General features: G+C 62.6%; 20 protein-coding genes, 1 tRNA gene and 1 pseudogene. 13 read left to right on the top strand and 9 right to left on the bottom strand.

Translation table 11 applies throughout. The features are described 5' to 3' along the window. Positions 1 to 48: 48 nt before the first annotated feature. Positions 49 to 981, bottom strand: a complete 933-nt coding sequence (locus EV686_RS04045; RefSeq protein ID WP_132473820.1) for a BUD32 family EKC/KEOPS complex subunit — start codon at positions 979 to 981, stop codon at positions 49 to 51. A 173-nt stretch (positions 982 to 1,154) separates the two neighbouring features. Between EV686_RS04045 and EV686_RS04040 the strand changes: the two genes are divergently transcribed. The 3 genes from EV686_RS04040 to EV686_RS04030 are packed head-to-tail and all read left to right on the top strand — an operon-like array spanning position 1,155 to position 3,283. Then, positions 1,155 to 1,562 (top strand): group III truncated hemoglobin, encoded by a 408-nt coding sequence (locus tag EV686_RS04040; protein WP_132473818.1) that lies wholly within the window; start codon positions 1,155 to 1,157, stop codon positions 1,560 to 1,562. Continuing rightward, positions 1,555 to 2,784: an NnrS family protein gene (locus EV686_RS04035; protein WP_132473816.1), complete on the top strand. Its 1,230-nt coding sequence runs from the start codon at positions 1,555 to 1,557 to the stop codon at positions 2,782 to 2,784. The genes EV686_RS04040 and EV686_RS04035 overlap by 8 nt, the downstream gene beginning before the upstream one ends. 13 nt (positions 2,785 to 2,797) lie before the next feature. Then, the gene (locus tag EV686_RS04030; RefSeq protein WP_132473814.1) at positions 2,798 to 3,283 is read left to right on the top strand and encodes an RrF2 family transcriptional regulator; all 486 of its coding nucleotides are present in this window, start codon (positions 2,798 to 2,800) and stop codon (positions 3,281 to 3,283) included. Here the strand turns inward: EV686_RS04030 and serA are convergent. Together serA and EV686_RS04020 are read right to left on the bottom strand one after the other, a co-directional pair. Next, on the bottom strand, positions 3,235 to 4,434 hold the full coding sequence (gene serA / locus EV686_RS04025) for a phosphoglycerate dehydrogenase (RefSeq protein ID WP_132473812.1): 1,200 nt from the start codon (positions 4,432 to 4,434) through the stop codon (positions 3,235 to 3,237). The two genes, EV686_RS04030 and serA, sit on opposite strands and share 49 nt — an antisense overlap. Positions 4,435 to 4,642: 208 nt before the next feature. Further along, entirely contained in the window at positions 4,643 to 6,547 is a 1,905-nt protein-coding gene (locus EV686_RS04020) for a sensor domain-containing diguanylate cyclase (RefSeq protein ID WP_132473810.1), read from the bottom strand. Between the two features lie 265 nt (positions 6,548 to 6,812). Here EV686_RS04020 and EV686_RS04015 point away from each other — a divergent pair, with 265 nt between their 5' ends. From EV686_RS04015 to EV686_RS03980, 8 genes and pseudogenes are all read left to right on the top strand, one after another. Further along, on the top strand, positions 6,813 to 7,235 hold the full coding sequence (locus EV686_RS04015) for a PaaI family thioesterase (protein ID WP_132473808.1): 423 nt from the start codon (positions 6,813 to 6,815) through the stop codon (positions 7,233 to 7,235). A 63-nt stretch (positions 7,236 to 7,298) separates the two neighbouring features. After that, positions 7,299 to 8,015 (top strand): alpha/beta fold hydrolase, encoded by a 717-nt coding sequence (locus tag EV686_RS04010; protein ID WP_207901691.1) that lies wholly within the window; start codon positions 7,299 to 7,301, stop codon positions 8,013 to 8,015. 59 nt (positions 8,016 to 8,074) lie between these two features. Continuing rightward, a pseudogene (locus EV686_RS18785) lies at positions 8,075 to 8,236 on the top strand (LysR family transcriptional regulator); the annotation flags it as partial. A gap of 160 nt (positions 8,237 to 8,396) precedes the next feature. Then, entirely contained in the window at positions 8,397 to 9,332 is a 936-nt protein-coding gene (locus EV686_RS04000; protein WP_132473806.1) for a LysR family transcriptional regulator, read from the top strand. Between the two features lie 104 nt (positions 9,333 to 9,436). Continuing rightward, on the top strand, positions 9,437 to 10,636 hold the full coding sequence (locus EV686_RS03995; RefSeq protein WP_132473803.1) for a CaiB/BaiF CoA transferase family protein: 1,200 nt from the start codon (positions 9,437 to 9,439) through the stop codon (positions 10,634 to 10,636). Positions 10,637 to 10,638: 2 nt separating this feature from the next. Further along, complete coding sequence (locus EV686_RS03990; RefSeq protein WP_132474833.1) at positions 10,639 to 11,610, top strand: hydroxymethylglutaryl-CoA lyase; 972 nt, start codon at positions 10,639 to 10,641, stop codon at positions 11,608 to 11,610. A gap of 17 nt (positions 11,611 to 11,627) precedes the next feature. After that, positions 11,628 to 12,623, top strand: a complete 996-nt coding sequence (locus EV686_RS03985; protein WP_132473801.1) for a Bug family tripartite tricarboxylate transporter substrate binding protein — start codon at positions 11,628 to 11,630, stop codon at positions 12,621 to 12,623. Between the two features lie 182 nt (positions 12,624 to 12,805). Next, complete coding sequence (locus EV686_RS03980) at positions 12,806 to 13,417, top strand: LysE family translocator (protein ID WP_132473799.1); 612 nt, start codon at positions 12,806 to 12,808, stop codon at positions 13,415 to 13,417. Positions 13,418 to 13,443: 26 nt separating this feature from the next. Here the strand turns inward: EV686_RS03980 and EV686_RS03975 are convergent. From EV686_RS03975 to EV686_RS03950, 6 genes are all read right to left on the bottom strand, one after another. Continuing rightward, positions 13,444 to 13,518 (bottom strand) — tRNA-Val (locus tag EV686_RS03975). Positions 13,519 to 13,610: 92 nt separating this feature from the next. Then, the gene (dnaQ, locus tag EV686_RS03970) at positions 13,611 to 14,315 is read right to left on the bottom strand and encodes a DNA polymerase III subunit epsilon (protein WP_132473797.1); all 705 of its coding nucleotides are present in this window, start codon (positions 14,313 to 14,315) and stop codon (positions 13,611 to 13,613) included. A 121-nt stretch (positions 14,316 to 14,436) separates the two neighbouring features. Further along, positions 14,437 to 17,538: an efflux RND transporter permease subunit gene (locus EV686_RS03965; protein ID WP_132473795.1), complete on the bottom strand. Its 3,102-nt coding sequence runs from the start codon at positions 17,536 to 17,538 to the stop codon at positions 14,437 to 14,439. Between the two features lie 17 nt (positions 17,539 to 17,555). After that, positions 17,556 to 18,656, bottom strand: a complete 1,101-nt coding sequence (locus EV686_RS03960) for an efflux RND transporter periplasmic adaptor subunit (RefSeq protein WP_132473793.1) — start codon at positions 18,654 to 18,656, stop codon at positions 17,556 to 17,558. A gap of 124 nt (positions 18,657 to 18,780) precedes the next feature. Further along, positions 18,781 to 19,239, bottom strand: coding sequence for a ribonuclease HI (gene rnhA / locus EV686_RS03955; protein WP_132473791.1), 459 nt, complete (start codon positions 19,237 to 19,239; stop codon positions 18,781 to 18,783). Beyond that, entirely contained in the window at positions 19,236 to 20,090 is an 855-nt protein-coding gene (locus EV686_RS03950; protein WP_243650739.1) for a class I SAM-dependent methyltransferase, read from the bottom strand. The genes rnhA and EV686_RS03950 overlap by 4 nt, the downstream gene beginning before the upstream one ends. 44 nt (positions 20,091 to 20,134) lie before the next feature. On the opposite strand from EV686_RS03950, the gene gloB reads away from it, so the two are divergent. Both gloB and EV686_RS03940 read left to right on the top strand, forming a co-directional pair. Beyond that, positions 20,135 to 20,947, top strand: coding sequence for a hydroxyacylglutathione hydrolase (gene gloB / locus EV686_RS03945; protein WP_132473789.1), 813 nt, complete (start codon positions 20,135 to 20,137; stop codon positions 20,945 to 20,947). Positions 20,948 to 20,960: 13 nt separating this feature from the next. Next, complete coding sequence (locus EV686_RS03940; protein WP_132473787.1) at positions 20,961 to 22,337, top strand: transglycosylase SLT domain-containing protein; 1,377 nt, start codon at positions 20,961 to 20,963, stop codon at positions 22,335 to 22,337. The last annotated feature ends 37 nt before the right edge of the window (positions 22,338 to 22,374 follow it).

Below are 22,374 nucleotides of genomic sequence, written 5' to 3'. Positions count from 1 at the left end.
TGACGGATCCGGGATGCGGCGCGCCTGCGGATTCCGCCTCAAGCCTGCCTACGCGTTTTCCACGCTTCGCAATAGTTCAGGCATGGTTTTCGCGCTGTGGGCTTCGATGCTGGCAGACTGCCGCCGCAGTTGCTCCGCATCCGCCTGCCTTACTGCAGGCAGCAAAACCAGCTGCATTACCTGGCTGGTGCGCCAGAGCGCCTTGAGATCCCGGCCGGGAATGAAGGAAAGCAATTTCAGCAGCGGTCTCAGCCGGCGGAACCCGTTCGCCATGTCCGCCATGGACGCGCGCACGCTGGCATCCCGATTCCGTTCCAGGTAAAGCAGCAGCATCCAGGCGCCGATCGCCAAGCGGTCGGCCTCGGGAAATTCGCGCGACTGCATGGTCGACTGCAGCAACTGGAAAAAATCATAGGCCTGCGCCACCGGCAGCGCCAGGCCGTCGCCGACGGCTTCTTCGAAATCCAGCCGCCATACCTCGTCCTGGAACCAGGTGATATTGCGCAGCTGCGCCCCGCCATGCCAGAACCCCCGCCGGTGGAAGTCGGCCAAGGCTCGCGTGGCACGGTCCAGCCACGGCAACCGATCTCGGGGCTCTGTCTCTCGGATATGCTCCGGAAACACGCGCCCGATTTCCTGCATGACCAGGACCTGTTCCGTATGGTAGAAAACTTCCGGCACACGCACGCCGCGCCCATGCAGGAATTTCAGGCGCCTGCCTTCGAACCAGACATCGTTGCGCAGCAACTGGTCCGCCTGCGGGCGCTGTCCGAACAGCAGGCGGCACAGCCACGACACCAGTACCGCGCGGGCGCGGCGCGCGCCCATGGCCAACCGGGGAAACCGCCACCGCTCCTGGATCTTGACGATATATGCGCGGCCATCCACGCGCAGCTCGGTGATCCTCGAATCGTCATCCGCATTCGCCAGCAACGTTTCCAGCGGCTCGCGCAGGTTCTCGGGCAGATCCACCTCTTTCATTCCTTGCTCAATCGTGGGGAATGATTATAGGCGCTAAGCTTGACGCCGAATGCCGTCGCCTATAAGATTCATATAATATATATCTTAAAGAATTCCGCAGCGGCGAACGAGCCGCGCAAGCCTGCTCCGATATCCGCCCTTCCAGCCCTCAGCCCCGACGCAACAGTATCCACATGAGCAATACTCCCCTCTGTACTCCGCAGGAAATCCAGGATCTCGTGCACGATTTCTATGGCCGCGTCCGCAAGGACGGCTCCCTGGGTCCCATTTTCGACCGCCACCTGCACGACTGGGACGCGCACCTGGCCATCATGGTGCGTTTCTGGTCTTCCCTGCTGCTCGGCACGGGCGAATACCAGGGCTCTCCCATGACAAAGCACATCGCGCTGCCGGATCTCAGCGCCCCGCTGTTCGAGCACTGGCTCGATCTTTTCCACCAGACAACCCGCGACCAGCCCAACGCTGCAATGGCCAGGAAAGCAGAGGAGTTTTCTCAGCGCATCGCCCGCAGCCTCTGGTACGGCTACCAGATGAATCACGACCCCGACCAGATGACACTCACCGAGATCCGCCATGGCTGAACCCAAACTTGTTTCCATCAATGAGCCCTCCGCGTCTTTGAAGCAGTGCTCGAGCCCGGAATGGAAGGCTTTCCTGAGCCTGGGATTCCGGCCCCTGTACATCGCCGGCGCCTCCTGGGCGCTGATATCGCTTGCCATCTGGGTCTTCATGCCCCAGCTCATTCCCTCGCCCTGGCTGGGCATGGCATGGCACGCCCATGAAATGCTCTGGGGCTTCATCGCCACCATCGCCGCCGCATTCCTGCTGACAGCCAGCGCCACATGGACGGGATTCAACCCCATCAAGGGCAAACCGCTTGGATGGCTCTGTGTGCTGTGGGTTCTGGCTCGCATCGGCTACCTGCTGCCAGGCCACAACGCGATCGTCGTGGCCGGCGCGCTGGAAGTGGCGTTTTTCGGCATTGCCGGCATTGCCCTGGCCCGCGTCATGGTCAAAGGAAAAAGCCTCCGCAACTACGGCGTCCCCGTGTTGATGATCGGGCTGGGCTGTATCGCCAATACACTGTTCCTGATGGCGGTGCTGCGCCAGGACTACCTGGGGCTGATGCGCCAGTTCAACCTGGGCATGCTGGTCATGGCCATCCTGGCCCTGCTCATCGCCCGGCGCGTCATCCCTTTCTTCACCATGCGCATGGTGCCGGGCCTGCAACTGCCCATGCATACGCGCACGGGGCACGCGCAGATGGTATTGGGCGGACTGGCCGTGCTGCTGATCGCAGCGGGACAGAACACACTGCTGGCCGCCGTGCTGGCCGCCATCAGCCTGATCGCGCTGTGGCAATGGTTTGCCTGGAAGCCTATGTCCGTCCTGCACAAGCCCCTGCTCTGGATTCTCTTCCTGGGATATCTGTTCCTGGCGCTGGGCCTGCTGTATGCGGCATTCCTCTATTCCGGCCTGGCGCAGGGCGCCTGGGCGCGTCCCGCCATCCATGCCCATATCATCGGCATCGGCGGCTTCTGCGTGCTCATCATCGGTATGCTGACGCGCACCGCGCTCGGCCACCTGGGCTATCCCATCGCGCTGGACCGCAGCATGCTGGCCAGCTATTACCTGGTGCTGGCCAGCTTTGCGCTGCGGCTTGGGGCGCTATGGCCGTCGAGCCTCAGTCTGATGCTGCTGCACACGGCGACCGCTTGCTGGATCGGCGCCTTCGGGCTGTATCTCTGGCGTTTCCTGCCCCGGCTGATCCGTCCCCGCGCCGACGCTGCGGCAAATCGCTGAGAAGGATCCGCGCATGCGCCTGACCGCCATGACAGACTATGCAATGCGGCTGCTGATGTATGTCGGCGAGCATCCCGAACGCCTGTGCACCATTGCCGAAATCGCACAGGCCCACGGTATTTCCGAGCCGCACCTGATGAAAATCACGCACAGGCTGGCGCAGAAAGGCTGGCTGGAAACCGTCCGTGGCAAGAACGGCGGCATGCGGCTGGCCCGTCCGGCGCAGGAGATGCGCCTGGGCAGCATCGTGCGTGATACAGAAAACGATATGGCGCTGATCGAGTGCTTTCTGCCCGACAGCCGCTGCGCCCTGACGGGCCGCTGCCGGCTGACCCACATTATCGACCAAGCGCTGCAGGACTTCCTGCTGCGCCTGGATCAATACACGCTGGCTGACATCCTGGCGCAGCCCGGCGACGGCCTTGCGCTACCCGCCTGCGCCGAAGAAGATCAGACGATATCGCAGCGCACCGTGATCGGGTGGGCGCGCAAGGTCTGAAGCACGTCGTCGCCGACTTCGCCGTCAACGTCCGAAACCGCATAACCGATCTGGCCGCGCGTCTGCAGGTGCTGGCTGATGATGTTCAGCCCGTGCTGCGCCATCAGGCTGCTCAGCGTGCCCAGCGCGCCCGGCTCATTGCGATGCACATGCAGGATGCGCGCCGTGCCTTCGGCCGCCTGATAGGGAATCTCGGGGAAATTGACGGATCCCTTGGTGGTGCCGCCAAGCGCGAAGCTCACCAGCTTCTCGGCAACCTCGCGGCCGATGTTCTCCTGGGATTCCTGGGTGCTGCCGCCGATATGCGGCGTCAGGATGACGTTGGGCAAGCCGCGCAAAGGACTGTCGAGCGGTTCCGCCACGCTCTTGGGCTCGGTCGGGAAGACATCGAGGGCCGCGCCCGACAGATGGCCGCTGACCAGGGCGTCGTGCAATGCCTGGATATCGACCACGGTGCCGCGCGAGGCATTGATCAGGATCGCGCCGCGTTTCATCGACGCCAGCGCGGAAGCATTGATGATGTTCTGCGTGGCGCGGCCGCCCGGCACGTGCAGCGATACGACGTCCGCCTGAGCCAGCAGCTTCTTCAGCGAAGTGACGGCGCGGGCATTGCCCAGCGGCAGCTTGGCTTCGATGTCGTGGAATATGACGCGCATGCCCGCGGCCTCGGCCAGCGTGCCTACCTGCGAGCCGATATTGCCGTACCCGATGATGCCCAGCGTCTTGCCGCGCGCCTCGAAGGCGCCATCGGCCGTCTTGTCCCAGAAACCTTCGTGGACCCGCGCATTCTTCTCGGGCACGCGGCGCAGCAGCAGGATCGCTTCGCCCAGCACCAACTCCGCCACTGAGCGCGTGTTGGAGAACGGCGCGTTGAACACCGGCACGCCGCGCAGCAATGCCCCCTCCAGGTCCACCTGGTTGGTGCCGATGCAAAAGCAGCCGACGGCGCGAATCTGCGGGAAGGCATCGAACAGCGCCGCATCCAGGTGCGTGCGCGACCGGATGCCGACCAGGTCAGCAGTCTTGAGCGCTTCGCGCAAGGCGTCCGGAGCCAGCGACGATGCATGCGTAACGACATCGGTCAGTCCAGCGGCGGCAAAAACCTCCACGGCGCTGGGATGTATGTTTTCGAACAGAACGATACGGGTCATGAAGCAATCCAGAAAAAACACACGAAAGCAAAATTGCGAATCCCGGCACGATGCGATACCGCAACCGCCGTACGCAACATCAATCTAGTATTGTGAACTGTTTTTCAGGCGAACAGGGCAACACCCCTGGCGCCATCCAGGGTAATACCTTACAAACATGAAAAAAAGTGCCTGTTACTCACAGGGGCCGAACAGCGGCGGCCCGGCTTCAGGCCCGCAACGGCTCATAGCAATACCTGTTCTTTCCTGCATGCTTGGCTGCATACATCGCCCCATCGGCATGTACGACCAGAGTGGCGACGTCTTGCCCGTGGACGGGGAAGACCGCCACGCCCACGCTCGCGGAAATGACGGCCGGCCCCTCCTTCAGATGAAACGGCTCCGACAGCGCCGCGATCACCTTCTCGGCGACAACACCGCAATCCCGCTCGTCCGACAGCCACGGCAGCACGATGGCGAACTCATCGCCGCCCAGGCGGGCCACCATATCCTCTTCCCTGACGCTATTGCGCAGCCGCTCGGCAACCTGCTGCAACAACACATCGCCCACCGCGTGGCCGTAGCTGTCGTTGACTTCCTTGAAACCGTCGAGATCCAGGTACAGTACAGCGGCCAGCGTGTCGTGCCTGTGCGCGAACGCCAATACCTTGGACAACCTGTCATGGAACATGACGCGGTTCGGCAAACGCGTCAGCGCATCGTGCATGGCATCGTGCGACAGGCGTTCCTCGAGCTCCTTGCGCGCAGTAATGTCCTGCGTGACGGCCACGAGAAACTTCGGCTTGCCATGCGAATTGCGCACCACGCTCAGCGCTTCGCATACCCACAGCAAAGAGCCGTCGCCGCGCCTGTAGGCTTTCTCGATTTCCTGGGGATAGATCCGGGCATTGGAAGACAGGCGCTGCGCAATGAATTGCCGCATCCTGTCGCCGTCCCGCGCATTCCCCAGATCGTACACAGTCAATCCGCACAGCGTTTCGCGGCTGTATCCCAGCATGCGACAGAATTTCTCATTGACCCCCAGGATGCGGCCGTCCGGCGCGATATGCGCAATGCCCATCGCCGCCTGATTGAAGGTCGCCCTGAACAGGGCCTCGTTGGCCAGCAAGGCATTGGCCACCGCGCGCTGGCGCGCCAGCGCCCACATCAGCAGGGCCGAGAGTATCAACAGCGCGGCCGTCGCAACGCTCGCCAGGGCAAGATAGCTGATCCGACGTTGTCTGACCGGAGTCATCTCATCATCGTAGGATACCCCTACCGTCACCATCAGGGGATAATCCCGCATCCTTCGGTAGCTGACGATACGGACCACGCCGTCCAGCGCAGCGCCGTCATCGATGAAATCGCCCGCCGGCTCATCCAGCCGCCGCTGGAACCAGTGCAGATCCCTGACGTCGACGCCGAAACTGCTGTGTTCGCCGAGCTTGCGCTCGAACACGACGCCGTCAAGATCGACCAGCTCCATCAGCCCTTTGTCGCCCAGGTCCGTCTGGTGATAGAAAACGGAGAAGCTGGAAGGATCGACCGACATTACAACCACACCCGCGAAGCTGCCGTCCGGCGGCGAAATGCGCATCGACATCGGCACCTGCCAGCGCCCCGTCACGCGGCCGATCACAGGCTCATTGATGAACAGCGTGTCATGGCGATTGTTGCGCTGCATCAGGAAGAATTTCCGGTCGGCATAATTGACCAGCCCTCCCTCCTTGCTGCTGCTGACGACCGCGCCTGTTTCATCCACCACGCTGATAATGTTGAATGTTTCTTCGCGGATGATCCGATTTTCGACCCAATTGCGCAGATCGATATGCTTCCCGTTGCTGAGGTACTGCTCACGCACGAAGGCCGCCATCTGCTCGGCTGCCTGCAAGGTGCGGGATACCTGCTGCTCGAACGCAATCGCCAGATTGGCATTGGACTTCATGGCCGCCTCTATCGCCTGCTCGCGTTCGAACTCGATGCGCTGCATCGTCATCCACCAGAGGGCGACGACAACGGTGGCGCAAACCAGCACGATGACCGGACTCAGCGTCATGCGGAGCAGCCGGCGCCAGAAGGCGCCAGCCGGCTGCACGGCAGCATCCCCGACCTCAAGCGCCTTCAGGCGAATCATCCGGTCAATCCTCGTATATTTTTGTAAAACCGGATTATCGCAAATATTTGCGTTCTTGCTACGGCAATCCTCTCCTGTCCGCCACCATTCTGGCATTGGCCAGCCGCATGCCCCGTCTGGGGCATCTGGGGCGCCGATGACGCGCTGCACCGCGGAAACATGGAGTCCGTTCTGGACGCCGGCCTGTCTCGCGATCAATTGATGGATCTGAATGCCAAAGGCGTGATAAAAGTCACGGATCCAACAACCTCGACGGAAGAACAGCATGGATAGACCCGCAGCAGTATCGGCATTCAACCTTGCCCTGGAGACTGAAAAACCGGCCTTTGAAGAATTCTTCATTGCACGGCTCCTGGGCCTTGAATTCGACTATCTCGACGGCCAATGCATTGTCAGCTTCGAACTCAAGGACTTCATGTTCAATCCCCAGGGCTCGCTGCACGGGGGCATAATTGCCACCGTAATGGATATTTCAATGGGCCACCTGCTCAATCACGTCCAGGGGCCTGGCTCCACGCTGGAAATGAAGACGCAGTATGTGAAAGCCGCCCGCCAGGGAAAACTGCAATGCCGCGGAGAATTCACGCGCCGGGGACGGACCATCTCTTTCCTGAAATCCACCATGACCGATGAGCAGGGCGATATCATCGCCTTTGCGACGGCGACATGGCTGCAACTCAAGAAATGACGGCATGCGATCCGCGCATCAGTGCCGACCATGCCAGATTCGGCATGCCCGAGACCAAACTCAATGAAGAAGCCTGTGGATACTCCCCCGCGCCAGGTCGTTCTGGTTCCCGGGTTCATGCTCGATGAAACACTCTGGGATGAGTTCGGACGCCATCTTCCCGAGGACTGGGAGATTTGCCACGCTTCTCTGACAGGCGGCCAAACCATTCGCGATATTTCACGGCATATCGCGAATCATCTGCCCCAGCGGTTTGTGCTGATCGGTTTTTCCCTGGGCGGATACATTGCCAGGCAACTGGCGGCGGATTACCCGGAGAAAGTGGATGCGCTCGTGATCATAGCCAGTTCTCTTCGCGAGGACACCGAGCAACAGGCAAAGCACAAGCTGCAAGCCATAAAGGCCCTTTCTCCAGCCACATTCAAAGGATTGAGCCGAGGAACAGTCGCCAGATCATTGCACGCGGACCGATCCCAGGACGCCGAGCTCATCTCCCGCATCAAGCGCATGGGAGTCCGGCTCGGGTACGACGCCCTGGTAACGCAATCGGGACTGCGCAGATCCGGCGTTCCAACGACAGCCATACGATGTCCGACGCTGATTGTCGCGAGCGCAGGCGATGCGCTGCGTTCCCTGGAAGAAGCGAATGAACTGTTCGAGGCCATCCCCAATGCGTCTCTTCAAGTGCTCGACGGCAGCGGCCACATGATTCCCCTGGAGCAGCCCGAGGAGCTCGCCGCAGCCATCATCCGCTGGCTGAATGCGCAGGAACGGCACTGACGGTATCCTGATCGGACGCCCGGTGCAGGCCATGGCTGGGTCGGCTCTTCCCAACTCAGACATGGCGACGCGCCCCCTTGCCTATTGCCGTCTATGAAAGCACCAGTCTTGCCAAGCGCAGCGCAATCAATTCCCTCGCACGGCAGGGACGCCGATATCGCGTGGTTTACAACAGCTCCAGCCTGGCAGGCCAGATCGCAGCCATCGAAAGCGGGCTTGCCGGCTCCGTCATACAGTCCCATGGCGCCATTGTGTATCCCGAAGCGAAGTGCGTGAGCAAGCGGGGCTGCAGAAAAGGCTCGCGCGGGCTCAAGATGGGTTTACCGGGTGCTTGTCAGACAGTAACATCGGCAACGTATCCATCCTTTAACCCCGTCCGCAATGAATCCCGCCCGTTTCGATCTTGTGACACTTGCTCTGTTCGTGGATGTCGCCCGTGAAGGCAGCATCTCGGGCGGCGCCCGGCGGGCGCATCTTGCGGTGGGCGCCGCCAGCCGGCGCATCACCGACCTGGAAGCCGCGCTGGGGACGCCCCTGCTGTACCGCCTGAGCTCCGGCGTCGAATTGACACAGGCCGGACATGCCTGTCTGGCGCATGCTCAGCGCGTGCTGCACGAAGTCAGCCAGATGGCAGGCTCTCTGTCGGACTTTGCGCACGGGCTTCGCGGTCAGATTCGCATCGCCGCCAATACGTCTTCGCTTACACAGTTCCTGCCCGAAGACCTGGCCGCCTTCATGCAGGCGCAGCCGGGCGTACGCATCGACCTGGAAGAGCACAACAGCAATCACATCGTGCAGCTGGTGCGTGACAACCGCGCCGACCTGGGCATTTTTGCCGACCGCACTCCCTGCAATGATCTGGAAACCGTCCCTTACCGCCGGGACGAACTTGTGCTGGTGACTCACCCTGAACATCCATTGGCCGGGCGCAAGACGCTTTCTTTCATCGATACCATCGACTTCGACTATGTTGGCCTGCCCCCTACGACCTCGCTGGCCATGCGCCTGCAGGAAGAAAGCACACGCCTGGATCAAGTATTGCGGCTACGCATCCAGGTGCGCAGCTTCGACGCCATCTGCCGTATGGTCGCCACCACCCGGATGATAGGTATTCTGCCCCGGCGGGCCGCTGCTCCACACGCGCGCTCCATGAAACTCAAGCTGATCAGACTGAATGACGGCTGGGCGCGCCGCTGGCTGTTGCTCGGGGTGCGCAACAGCGAAGCCCTGACCACGCCCGCCCGCCTGCTGCTGTGGCACCTGAAACACCAGGCGGAAAGTACCGAACCTGCGTCTTCCGTCGCTTCAGACCGTTGAGCTTTCGCATTTGAAGAAAGCCCTGTTGCGCGATTGTCGATTCCTTCCACTCTCATGCAGGGGTTAGGCTTGCTCCGTAATAAGAAATATCATGAGGAGCAACAGTGTCCAGCCAGATTCTCGCCGGCTGCCGGGTCATCGAGCTTGGCCAGTTGATCGCCGGCCCCTTTGCCGCCAAGACACTTGCCGATTTCGGCGCAGAAGTCATCAAGATCGAACCGCCCGGCGTGGGCGACCCGTTGCGCAAATGGCGACTGCTGCATGAAGGCACCTCGGTCTGGTGGGAGGCCCAATCGCGCGGCAAGAAATCCGTCTGTGTGGATCTGCGCCAGAAAGAAGGCCAGGACATCGTGCGCAAGCTGGCGCAGGATGCCGACATCCTGATCGAGAATTTCCGCCCGGGCACCATGGAAAAATGGGACCTGTCCTGGGAAACCCTGCACGAACTGAACCCCCGGCTCATCATGCTGCGGGTATCAGGCTACGGACAGAACGGACCACGCGCCCAGGAACCGGGCTTCGCAGCCATCGGCGAAGCCTTTGCCGGCCTGCGTTATCTGAACGGCGAACCCGGAAGAGCGCCCGTACGCGCCGGCCTGTCCCTGGGAGACACCATCGCCGGGCTTCATGGCGCCCTGGGCGTGCTGCTGGCGCTCTATCAGCGCGACGCGCGCGGCGGCAAGGGACAGATGATCGACGCCGCCCTGTACGAAAGCCTGTTCAACCTGACCGAAAGCCTGCTGCCCGAGTATTCGGCATTCGGCGCCGTGCGCCAGCCCGCCGGAGCCGCCCTGCCCGGCATCGCCCCTTCCAACGCCTACCGCTGCCACGACGGCAGCCACATCCTGATCGCAGGCAATGGCGACGCCATCTTCCAGCGCCTGATGCGCTGCATCGGCCGGCAGGACCTCGCCGACGACCCGGCGCTGGCCCACAACGACGGCCGGGTCGCCCGGGTAGACGAACTGGACGCCGCCATCGAAGCCTGGACGGAATCGCAAACCGACATCGATGCCATGCTTGAAGCGCTGAAAGCCGCCGGCGTGCCGTCTGGCCGCATCTATTCGATACGCGAGATCGCCGAAGACCCGCACTACCGCGAACGTGGCGCCATCACACGCATACAGGCCGCCAGCGGCATCGACGTGGAGATGCCCGCCGTATTCCCGATACTTTCCGACAACCCCGGCGGCGTCGACCGTCGCGCGCCCACCTTGGGCGAGCACACCGACAGTGTCCTGGCTGATGCGGGCTTCGATGCCGCCACGCTGGCCGACCTGCGGGCACGAGGAGTCCTGGCATGATGATAAAAGGCGCTGCGCGCATCGAGATCAACGAAGTCGGTCCGCGCGACGGCCTGCAGATCGAACGCGCCCACGTTCCCACACCGGACAAGATTGCATTTGTCGACGCGCTTTCGGCCTGCGGCTTCGCTCGCATCGAAGTCACCAGTTTCACTTCTCCCAAGGCTATACCGGCCCTGGCCGACGCGCAGGAAGTCATGCGTGGCATCCAGCGCCGGCCCGGCGTCGTCTACACCGCCCTGGTTCCCAATATCCGGGGACTGGAACGCGCTCGCGAATGCGCCATGGACGAAATCAACCTGGTCATGTCAGCCAGCGAGACCCACAACCGCGCCAACCTGCGCATGACGCGCGAACAGTCCCTGGCTCAACTGCTGGGTATTCTGTCCGCTGCAAACACGCAGCCCGCCCTGCCCTGCAATGTATCGCTGTCCACCGTCTTCGGCTGCCCGTTCGAGGGCGAGGTCAACCCGGAAGACGTCATCCGGCTGGCACGCAGCGTGGTCGATGCCGGCGCCTCGGGCATCACACTGTGCGACACCACAGGCATGGCCTATCCCAGCCAGGTCGCCGAAATGTGCGAGCGCGTCCAGGAGGCCCTGCCCTCTACGCCGCTGACCATCCACCTGCACAACACCCGCGGCATGGCGCTGGCCAATGCGATAGCCGCCTGGCAGACCGGCGTCACCCGCTTCGACGCTGCCGCCGGCGGTCTGGGCGGCTGTCCCTACGCCCCGGGCGCAAGCGGCAATGTCAGCACCGAGGAACTGGTGCATATGTTCCAGTGCATGGGCATCGATACGTCCGTCGACCTGCCTGCTTTGCTTGCGGTTGTGCGCGGCCTGCCGGCCCTGGTGCAACGCGATTTCAACCTTCCCTTGCTCGCGGCCGGACACCGCCTGCATACCCACCCCGCTCCCGCCTGGCTGGCCGAGCGATTTCCACCGGACCAGCTCACGGCCGGCAACCCATAACAATCAGGAGATAAACAATGTCTACTCGCCAATTCCAGGCACTGCGCCGCCACACTTTCAAGCTGGCCTCCGCCGGCCTGCTGTGCGCCGCCATCACACCGGCCCTCGCCTCCGACTATCCGACCCGGTCCGTGAGCTTGATCGCCTCAGCGGCGCCAGGAGGCACCACCGACATCGCCGCCCGCATGATAGCCGAGCCGCTGGGCAAGGCCCTGGGCCAGACCGTCGTGGTCGACAACAAACCTGGCGCATCCGGCAACATCGCCGCCCAATTCGTGCTGCGGTCCCAGCCTGACGGCTACAACCTGCTGCTGCAGTATTCGGGCTTCCAGGTTATCACCCCGCATGTCCAGACCAATGTGGAATTCGATCCTGTTACCGACTTCGAGCCGGTGGCCAACGTTCTGTCGGCCCCCCAGGTCATCGTGATCCGTCCCGGGCTGCCCATCAACAGCCTGCAGGAGCTGGTGGAATACGCCAAGGCCAATCCTGGCAAGCTCAACTACGCATCCTCGGGCAACGGCTCGCTGCAACACGTGGCCACCGAGCTGCTCAACCAAATGGCCGAGATCAAGACCGTGCACATCCCCTATAAGGGCACCGGCCCCGCACTGACCGATCTCCTGGGCGGCTCCGTCGACATGACCATCACTACCCCTCCTCCGCTGCTGCCGCATATCCAGGCCGGCAAGCTGCGCGCCCTGGCCGTTACCGGCGCCCAGCGCATCGACTCCCTGCCCGACGTTCCCACGGTGGCCGAGGCCGGTTTCCCCGATCTGCTCATTGCGTCCTGGTTCGCAATGTATGCCCCAAAGGACACGCCGCGACCCGTGGTCGACAAACTGGCCGGTGAAATCGAACAGATCATGAAAACGGATGCCTTCCGCCAGCAGGCGGCCAAGCTCGGCGCGGACGCCGAATTCATGGGACCCGACACTCTGCGTAAATACACTCAGGCGGAACTGGATCGCTGGGGCCAGGTGGTGCGGTCAGCAAACATCACCGCTGAATAAACTCGCCAGGCTGCTCCATCGAGTCATAGAGCGTTACTGCGCCTTCGGCTTGCCGCCCCCTCCAAGGGGGCGCTTCTTTTCTGGGGCAGCCCGGCGACAGAAAAACCGGACATTTCATGCGCTTCTGGCAAAAAGCGGGCTTGCCGTTGCCGTCCTGACGCAATGCAGCGTACCATTGCGCCATGCAATTCGAAACCTGGCTTGTTTTCCTTGTCGCATGCGTGGGCCTGTCGATCTCTCCCGGGCCGAACGGCCTGCTTGCGCTCACGCATGGCGCGATGCACGGGAGCCGCAAGGCCTCGTTCACCATCCTTGGCGGAGCCGTAGGCTTCGTTGCCGTCATCGCCCTCAGCATGTTCGGCATCGGCGCCCTGATCAAGTCATCCGTCCTTTGGCTGACCGTGCTCAAATGGGCCGGCGGGCTCTATCTTGTCTGGCTCGGAATCCAGGTATGGCGCTCGCCCGCGATCACGATCATCGTCGACCGAAGCGCCCTGGAGGTGCAAGGATGGTCGCTGTTCCGGCAAGGGCTGCTGTCGGCGGTGACCAACCCGAAAGTCCTGCTGTTCTTCAGCGCCTTCCTTTCGCAGTTCATCGACCCGCAGCGCAGCCTGGCGCAGCAGTTTCTCGTTATCGCCGCCACATTCGCCGCCACGGAGATCATCACTGAATACGTGCTGGCAAGCGCCGCCCATCGCATCCGCCCCTGGCTTGCGCGTATCGGGCGGCGCTTCAATCGGTCTTGCGGGGGAGCTTTTATTGCAATCGGCGCGGCGCTACCGCTGCGGGGCTGACAAGAGCCTGGGGTAGAGCCAAGGAATGGTGGGCGGTACAAGGTTCGAACTTGTGACTTCCACCGTGTGAAGGTGGCACTCTACCACTGAGTTAACCGCCCAGGTTGCCGTGGTTTCCGCTGCTAGAAGCGCAGAACCAGGAACTGGAAAGACGGTGATTATACACAAATCCTGATCGCGCTGTGAAGCGCGATCAAAGCTGCCGCCACACGCAACCGCCGCCAGACGACTTGTCCAGGTCCTCCAGGTAGGACTCATGGGCCGCCAGTTCTTCGGCCTGCGCGAAGATCACTGGCAGGCTGCTCGCGTCGATGCGCTCCAACTGCACGTGGGATCCGCCCGATGAAGCATCTTCGTCGCTGAAGTCCATCATCAGGCCGTTCTGGCCGCGCGTCATGGCCAGCCAGACATCGGCGAGCAGCTCCGAATCCAGCAAGGCGCCGTGCAGGGTGCGGTGCGCGTTCGAAATGCCGTAGCGCTCGCACAGCGCATCCAGGCTGTTGCGCTTGCCGGGATGCAGTTCGCGGGCGTAGGTCAGCGAATCGGTGATCTTGGCGCAGACCTCGTCCATGCGCGGCCGTCCGGCCTTGGCCAGCTCGGCATTCAGGAACTTGGTATCGAACGGCGCATTGTGGATGATGATTTCGGCGTCCTTGATGTACTCCAGGAAGCGGTCGGCGATCTCGGGAAACCGCGGATGGTCCGCCAGAAACTCCGTCGTCAGGCCGTGCACGGCAAGCGCTTCGGGGTCGCTGTCCCGATCTGGATTGAGATACAGATGCAGGTGGTTGCCCGTCAGGAGGCGATTCACGATTTCCACGCCCGCCAGTTCCACCACGCGGTGTCCATCGGCGGGATCCAGGCCCGTCGTTTCGGTATCCATTACGATTTGACGCATATTCTCTCTGCTATCAGCAATTCCCGGGCCTCGAGGCCCGGGCTTCTTCAACATGGCTGCAGGCAGCCCGCAGTTCCAGGCCGGACTATCCGAAACCTTGCCATTCATTCACGCTTGCTGTTTACGAAGCGGAATGAGCCGGTTCCTCGATCTTCCCTTCGCCCGCTTCCGGGCCCTCCTCGCCTGCTTCGACGTGCTCCCGCACCTTGGGCGCGATGAGGGTGTAGGCTGCCGGCACCACGAACAAAGTCAGTATGGTACCAAGCATCAGGCCGCCCACCAGCACCCAGCCGATCTGCTGGCGCGATTCCGCGCCCGCGCCGGCCGCATAGGCCAGGGGCAGCACGCCCAGCACCATGGCGCCCGTCGTCATCAGGATGGGGCGCAGGCGCAGCACGCTGGCCTCGATGACGGCCTGGACCAGTTCCATGCCTTCGTCGCGCAGCTGATTGCTGAATTCCACGATCAGGATGCCGTGCTTGGTGATCAGGCCGACCAGCGTGATCAGGCCGATCTGGCTGTAGATGGAAAGCGTGCCTCCGGTCAGCCACAGCGCCAGCAGCGCTCCCGCCATGGACAGCGGCACCGAGAACATGATGATCAGCGGGCTGCGCCAGCTTTCGAACTGCGCCGCCAGCACCAGGTAGATGAAAGCCAGCGCCATCATGAACGCCAGGTAGATGCTGCCCGAGGAATCGCGGAACTCGCGCGATTGTCCGTCCAGGTCGGTCAGCATGGTCGGAGGCAGGACTTCCTTTGCTACCGCCTCCATATGCTCCAGCACTTCGCCCAGGGCATAGCCCGGCGCCACCGCCGCCTCGATCTTCACGGCGCGCAGACGGTTGAAGTGATTCAGCGACTGGGGCGATACGCTTTCCATCACGTCGACGAAGTTGGACAGCGGCACCATGCCGCCGTCGCGCGTACGCACGTGGATGTCGGAAATATCGGCCGGCGAAGAGCGGTCATAGTCGCGCATCTGCACGATGACATCGTATTGCTCGCCTTCGTCCTGGTAGCGTGTGACCTGGCGCCCGCCCAGCAGGGTTTCCAGCGTGCGGCCCACGACGCCCACGTCGACGCCCACATCGGACAGCTTGTCGCGGTTGACCTCGATACGCAGTTCGGGCGTGTTCAATCGCAGGTCGGTCTCCAGGTTCTGCAACCCCGGATAGGACTGCAGTTGCGCCATGAAGACGTTGGCCAGCTCCGCCATTTCCGCATAGGAAGTCTGCGCCATCAGGATGAAGTTGACCGGCTTGGCGGTGGCCCTCTGGCCCAGCGAGGGCGGATTGTTCACGAAGGCGTTGACGCCCGGCAGGCCGGAGAATTTCGGACGCAGGTCGCTGGCGATGTCCTGCTGCTTGCGATCCCTGTCGTCCCAGTGCTTGAGCCGCAGGATGACAAAGGCATCGGACACCGTGGGAAAGCCGATGGTCGCCTGGTAGCCGGCGGCTTCCTCGATCTCGCTGTACATGCTTTCGATCTGTTCCACATTGCGCAGCGTGTAGTTGACCGTGGATCCTTCCGGCGCCCTGACGATGCCGAAGACAACGCCGCGATCCTCGATGGGGGCCAGCTCGCTTTTGACGACGGTGAACAATACCCCGCTGCCCGCGGCGACCAGCAGCGCCAGTCCCATGACCAGCCAGCGCAGCCGCAATGCGCGCGCCAGCCCGCGCCGGTAAGCTTGGGTCAGCCACTCGAGAAAGCCTTCGATCAGACGGTAAAGCCGCCCATGCGAAGTCTGGTGGCGGAGCAGCTTGGCGCACATCATGGGTGTCAGCGTCAGCGCCACGAAGCCCGACACCAGCACGGCGCCGGCCAGCGTCAGCGCAAACTCGATGAACAGGCGGCCGGTGCGGCCCGTGGCGAAGGCCAGCGGCGCGTACACCGTGATCAGAGTCAGCGTCATGGCGACGATGGCGAAGCCGATTTCCTTCGCCCCCAGGAAAGCCGCCTGCATGCGCGATTTTCCTTCTTCGATATGCCGGAAAATATTCTCCAGCATCACGATGGCATCATCCACCACCAGGCCGATGGCCAGCACCATGGCCAGCAGCGTCAGCGTATTGATGGAAAAGCCGAACAGATACATGATGCCGAACGCGCCGATCAGCGACACCGGAATGGTGACGATGGGAATGATGCTGGCGCGCACGCTGCGCAGGAAAAAGAAGATGACCAGCACCACCAGTATCACCGCCTCGGCAATGGTGTGATAGACGGAGCGGATCGACTCCTGGATGAAGACCGAGCTGTCATAGGTGATGTTCAGCGACATGCCCTCGGGCAGGGTTTCATTGATCTGCGCGACTTCATCCCGCACCGCCTGCGACAGGTCCAGAGGGTTGGCCGTGGACTGCTTGGTCACGCCGATGGTGATGCTGGGGCGGCCATTGAAGCGGCCCATGACACGCTCGTCGGCGGGCCCCACCTGCACATCGGCCACATCGCTGATGCGCACGGGATAGCCGCTGACCTGCGCAACCACGACATTGCGGAACTGTTCCACGGTCCGCAGGTCCGTCGACGAAACCACGGAAAACTCCCGGTCGCGGGATTCGATGCGGCCTGCCGGGATCAGCACGTTCTGCGAGCGCAATGCGCTTTCCACGTCCTGTGGGGTCAGTTGGAACGCCGCCAGCTTGGTTCTGTCGACGAAAATTCGCATGGACGGCAGGCGTTCACCGAACACACGCACCTCGGCGGCGCCGGGCAGCACGGAAAGTCGCGTCTTGATGTAGCGGTGGATGAAGTCCGACGCTTCGACCTGGGTGTAGTTGCCGGTCGTCACGCCGATGTAGATGATGGGAGTCGAGTCCGCCTCGACCTTGCTGATGATGGGCTCGTCGATTTCGTCCGGCAGCCAGCGCCGTGCGCGCGATACTTTGTCGCGCACATCGGCGGCGGCGGCATCGGGATCGCGCGACAGATTGAAGCGGATGTCGATCAGGCTGCGCTCGGAGCGGCTGCGCGAAGTCATGACGTCCACGCCCTCGATGCCCGCCAACTGGTCCTCCAGCGGCTTGGTCACCTGCGACTCCACCACCTCCGGCGAAGCTCCCTTGTAGTCGGTAATGACGGAAACCATCGGTTCGTCGATGGCGGGGTATTCCCGCACGGTCAGCCTGTCGTAGGAGATCAGGCCTACCAGCACGATGATCAGTGTCAGAACGGTGGCGAATACCGGACGACGGATGCAGATATCGGAAAGAACCATGGCCGCCTCTTTTTCCTTCAGGAAGCGGCGGACGCCGCATCATCGCCCTCGATGATCAGCACCTTGCTGCCATCCGATATTTTCTGCAGGCCGGATACCACGACCTTGTCTCCCGCAGTCAGGCCGGCCACGATCTCGACCTGCCCGTCGCGGCGCTGGCCGATCTGCACGGCCAGCCGCTGGACATGGTCATCCACGACCCTGTAGACATATTGCGTCTGCCCCGACGGCGACAGGGCGGCTTCGGGCACGGTCAGCGAAGGCTCCTCGGAAAAGCGCAGCAGCACGCGCGCGAACATGCCGGGGCGCAGCAGGCCGTCGGCATTGTCGACCGAAGCGCGCATCAGCAGGGAGCGGCCGCCCACGTCGACCACGGGACTGATCGCCCTGACCCTGCCCGGGCGCACTTCGCCAGGAAGGGCGTCGAATTGCAGCGTCAGCGACATGCCCACATTGACCTGCGCCAGATATTGCTCCGGAATGCGGAAATCGACATTGAGGGGGTCGATGGACGCCAGCAGCACAATATTGTCGCCCACATTGACGTAGTCGCCGACGGATACGTCGCGCAAGCCGATCACCCCGTCGAAGGGCGCAACGATGACCGTCTTGTCCATGCGGGCCTTGGCCAGCGCCACGGCGGCTTCCTGCACACGCATCTGGCTGGCCGCCTCGTCCCGCCCCTGCTGGCTGATGAAACCCTTGCGGCTCAGTTCGCTGGCCCGGCGGTGCTGGCTGCTGGCAAGGCTCAGATTGGCCTGCGCCTGCGCCAGCTCGGCCTTGACCACGCTGTCGTCCAGCCTGACCAGCACATCTCCCCTGGAAACGCGGCTGCCCTCGGAAAAGCGTATTTCGCTGATGCGTCCGGCGATTTCAGAGCGGATCTGCGCGGAATCCTCGGCCCTGAGGTTTCCAACCGCGGAAATGCCGCGCACGAGATCGCGCAGTTCGACCGTGGCGACCTCGATCCGCACCGCCTGCGCCTCGCTGGGCGCCGCCGCCTTCGGTTCGCCGCCGGACACTGCCGTCCGGCCGGAGCCATACCAATGCGCGGCTCCGGCGCCAATGGCTGCGCCGGCGACCAGAATGATCAATACACCGGGAATGTTGAGTTTCATCAGTTCTAGAATATTCGTATCGGAGGAAACGTCCAGCCAGGGCCGGTACGGATAAATGCAGAATGTATCACCTGATGACCTCGTGCTGAACGGGATGTTTCAGAAATACTGATTCTTTTTCGTATCAGCCGCCGAACTGCGCCGCGCCCTGGTTGGCAAGCATGTCCGCCCGCTCGTTGCCGGGGTCTCCCGCATGCCCCTTGACCCATTGCCAGCGCAGCTCATGCCGTTGCGCCAGATCGTCCAGCGCCTGCCAGAGATCCGCATTCTTCACCGGCTTGTTGTCGGCGGTGCGCCAGCCGCGCCGCTTCCAGTTGGACAGCCATTCCGTCATGCCTTTCTGCACGTATTTGGAATCGGTATGGATCACGACGCTGCAGGGACGCTTCAGCGCCCCCAGCGCCTGTATGACCGCCATCAGCTCCATGCGGTTGTTCGTCGTCTCCGCTTCGCCCCCGAACAAGGTTTTCTCGTGCGGCCCCTGCCGCAGCAACACCCCCCATCCGCCCGGCCCCGGATTGCCCTTGCAGGCGCCATCGGTCCAGATCTCCACTGTCCTGCTGTCCACTGCCTTGCTACTCACACTCGGCTTCCTGATTCATGCTGAATGATTTCCATTGCTCTTTCCGTCGATGTCGCGGCGATTGCCGCTCCTTGCCGCCCGGCCGCATCGCCGCTCTCGTGTGCCTGCCTGCTCGCGACCGCCGCCTGCCGCCGCTCCCGACGCTTGCGCTTGCGCTTCCAGGCGGGCGCCACCAGGCGCATGCCTGCCACCCGTTTAACGGCGGATACGGCATACGCCGCGCCGCATACCGGCCACCAGCGGTCGCCGGCGTGCTCCATGAACGCCCAGCGCTCCAGCCATTTCTGCGTCTGGCACAAGGGGGCGTAGCAGCCGAAGCGGCCGCGGTCGATCTCCAGCTGCAGCAGCTTGCACCAGTCCTTCAGGCGCGCGACCGAAACCTGCTGGTGCACGGGAGACGGCAGCAGCGGGTCCAGGCCGGGAATGCTCTCGCGCAGCCCCCAGAGGCTCCAGGGGTTGAACCCCGTCATGACCAGCCTGCCCTCGGGCACCAGCACCCGCTCGGCCTCTCGCAGGATCTGGTGCGGCGAGGAGGAGCACTCCAGCACATGCGGCATGACCAGCAGGTCGACACTGTCCGAATCGAACGGCAGGTTCTCGGGTTCCAGCACCAGCGATACTCCCGCCGCCCTGTTGCCCGGCGAAGATTCCTGGTGCGTCCTGGCCTTGAAGGGCATGCGATTGGCGGAAAGCAGATCCCATTCCGGCAAACCGATCTGTATGGCATGATAGCCAAAGACATTCGCCACCATGGCATCGACCTGCGCCTGCTCCCACCTCCGGACATACCTGCCGGCGGGAGATTGCAGCCACTGCGCGAGTTCTACAATTGTCGATTGATCCAATGCCACTTCCGCTCCTGACGGACGATGAACAGATACACAGAAGAACACAGATGAACAGCCAAACAGAACGAAAGATCGCCGGCGCCACGCTGGTTCCCCTGCCCGCCCTCTCTGACAACTACATCTGGCTGCTGTCGAAAAACGGCAAGGCGCTGGTCGTGGACCCCGGCGAGGCCCGTCCTGTACTGGATTATCTTCATAGGCACGACCTGGCGCTGTCGGCCATCCTGCTCACGCACCACCACGGCGACCATACAGCCGGGGCTGCCGAATTACAACAGGCTACGGGCGCTCCCGTCTACGGCCCTGCGAGAGAAAAACTTCCGGTCTGCGACCATCGCCTCTCGGAAGGCGACACTATAACGCTTCCCGAGTTCGGGCTGACGCTGTCCGTCCTGGACGTGCCCGGACACACCGCCGGACACATCGCGCTGCATGGCCGTATCGGCGGCGAGCAGCCTGTGCTTTTCTGCGGCGACACCCTGTTCGCAGCCGGCTGCGGGCGCCTGTTCGAGGGCACTCCCGCGCAAATGGTCGAATCTATGGGTAAACTACGGTCTTTGCCGCCAGACACCCTGGTCTGCTGCGGACACGAATACACTTTGTCCAATCTGCGCTGGGCCCTGCATGTCGAGCCCGGCAACGGCGCACTGCAACAGCGCCGGGACCAGGCTTCGAGGCTGAGGGATAACGGATTGCCCACGCTGCCGTCGACGATAGGCGACGAGCTGGCCATCAACCCGTATCTGCGACTTTCGGAGCCTGCCGTCATTGCCGCGGCATCGGCGCACGCCGGCGCCGCGCTTTCCTCGGATGTCGATGTATTCGCCTGTCTGCGTGAATGGAAGAATAACTTCAGATAATGCCCTGCATCCAATGACGATCCTGCGTACCCTGCTCCTGGCAATGGCCGTCCTTCTCGGCGGCTGCGCCGCGACACAGTCGCCATCCGATACCACCTCCGCCAAGACGAGCTATCTTGCGGCGCAGACGTCCCGCAGCACCATCGACCTGACCAAGCCGCCGCGCGACATGTGGGACCGCATCCGCCGCGGATTCGCCATCCCCAACCTGGAAGGCGAGCTGACGGACTACTGGACCAACTACTACGCCTCGCACCCCGAAGCCATTCAGCGCATGAGCCAGCGCGCGGGGAAATTCCTGTACTACATCGTCGACGAGCTGGACAAGCGCGGCCTGCCCTCCGAACTGGCGCTGCTGCCCTTCGTCGAAAGCGCCTACAACCCCACGGCATTGTCCCGCGCCAAGGCGTCGGGCCTGTGGCAGTTCATTCCCAGCACAGGCAGGCACTACAATCTGCGGCAGGACGCGTGGCTGGACCTGCGCCGCGACCCGATCGCCTCCACCCAGGCCGCGCTGGACTACCTGAGCTACCTGTACGATTTCCAGGGCGACTGGTATCTCGCCCTCGCCTCCTACAACTGGGGCGAAGGCGCGGTCAAGCGGGCCAGGGATCGCAACACCGAGGCCGGCCTGGACGCCGACTACGCCTCGATCCGGATGCCCGACGAAACGCGCAATTACGTCCCCAAACTGCAAGCCATCAAGAATATTGTCGCAGACCCGCAACGCTACGGCATCACGCTGCCGGAAGTCGCCAATATCCCCTATTTCGTCACCGTCAAGAAAACCCGCGACGTCGATATCGCCATCGCGGCGCAACTGGCGGAAATGCCGGAAGAAGACTTCAAGGCGCTCAATGCCGCGCACAACCATCCCGTCATCCTGGCCGAGCACAACCCGACCTTGCTGTTGCCTGCCGACCGCGTCGACATCTTCAATGCCAACCTGCAGGCCTATCAGGGCAAGCTCAGCACCTGGAACACCTACAAGGCCAAAAAAGGCGAATCCTACGCCGAAATCGCCAGAAAACATGGCATAACCCTGGGCCAATTGCGTAAAATCAACGGCCTTGGCAGCAAAAGCACCCGCGCTGTCGCCCAGACGCTGCTGATACCCTCCCAGCAAGGAGGCATCCAGTTGGCATCGCTGGACAGCTCTCCGCAGCCGTCCGCAACTCCGCAAGCGCGGCAGCGCAAGGGAGACGTCACTGTGCTGCGCCGCCAGGCAAACGTGCGCACGCATACGGTAAAGCGCGGCGACACATTGTTCTCCCTAGCGAAACGCTACAGCACGACGGTAGAGGAATTGCGCAAGCTGAATAATCTGAAAGGCAACAATCTTGCGCTCGGAAAGCGGCTGCGCGTTCCCGGCACGAATATCCGCGGCTAGGGGCGATCCCGCCCCGGCCCGCATCGACAACCATCAT

The sequence above is a fragment of the Paracandidimonas soli genome (genome assembly GCF_004342005.1).
GTDB lineage: Bacteria > Pseudomonadota > Gammaproteobacteria > Burkholderiales > Burkholderiaceae_B > Paracandidimonas > Paracandidimonas soli.
This window is presented reverse-complemented; position numbering and strand designations above follow the sequence as displayed.

Excerpts from the sequence above, each read along its gene's own strand:
- EV686_RS04045 (WP_132473820.1), bottom strand. The coding sequence starts at position 981 with ATGAAAGAGGTGGATCTGCCCGAGAACCTGCGCGAGCCGCTGGAAACG.
- EV686_RS04040 (WP_132473818.1), top strand. The coding sequence starts at position 1,155 with ATGAGCAATACTCCCCTCTGTACTCCGCAGGAAATCCAGGATCTCGTG.
- EV686_RS04035 (WP_132473816.1), top strand. The coding sequence starts at position 1,555 with ATGGCTGAACCCAAACTTGTTTCCATCAATGAGCCCTCCGCGTCTTTG.
- EV686_RS04030 (WP_132473814.1), top strand. The coding sequence starts at position 2,798 with ATGCGCCTGACCGCCATGACAGACTATGCAATGCGGCTGCTGATGTAT.
- serA (WP_132473812.1), bottom strand. The coding sequence starts at position 4,434 with ATGACCCGTATCGTTCTGTTCGAAAACATACATCCCAGCGCCGTGGAG.
- EV686_RS04020 (WP_132473810.1), bottom strand. The coding sequence starts at position 6,547 with ATGATTCGCCTGAAGGCGCTTGAGGTCGGGGATGCTGCCGTGCAGCCG.
- EV686_RS04015 (WP_132473808.1), top strand. The coding sequence starts at position 6,813 with ATGGATAGACCCGCAGCAGTATCGGCATTCAACCTTGCCCTGGAGACT.
- EV686_RS04010 (WP_207901691.1), top strand. The coding sequence starts at position 7,299 with ATGAAGAAGCCTGTGGATACTCCCCCGCGCCAGGTCGTTCTGGTTCCC.
- EV686_RS04000 (WP_132473806.1), top strand. The coding sequence starts at position 8,397 with ATGAATCCCGCCCGTTTCGATCTTGTGACACTTGCTCTGTTCGTGGAT.
- EV686_RS03985 (WP_132473801.1), top strand. The coding sequence starts at position 11,628 with ATGTCTACTCGCCAATTCCAGGCACTGCGCCGCCACACTTTCAAGCTG.
- EV686_RS03980 (WP_132473799.1), top strand. The coding sequence starts at position 12,806 with ATGCAATTCGAAACCTGGCTTGTTTTCCTTGTCGCATGCGTGGGCCTG.
- dnaQ (WP_132473797.1), bottom strand. The coding sequence starts at position 14,315 with ATGCGTCAAATCGTAATGGATACCGAAACGACGGGCCTGGATCCCGCC.
- EV686_RS03965 (WP_132473795.1), bottom strand. The coding sequence starts at position 17,538 with ATGGTTCTTTCCGATATCTGCATCCGTCGTCCGGTATTCGCCACCGTT.
- EV686_RS03960 (WP_132473793.1), bottom strand. The coding sequence starts at position 18,656 with ATGAAACTCAACATTCCCGGTGTATTGATCATTCTGGTCGCCGGCGCA.
- gloB (WP_132473789.1), top strand. The coding sequence starts at position 20,135 with ATGAACAGCCAAACAGAACGAAAGATCGCCGGCGCCACGCTGGTTCCC.
- EV686_RS03940 (WP_132473787.1), top strand. The coding sequence starts at position 20,961 with ATGACGATCCTGCGTACCCTGCTCCTGGCAATGGCCGTCCTTCTCGGC.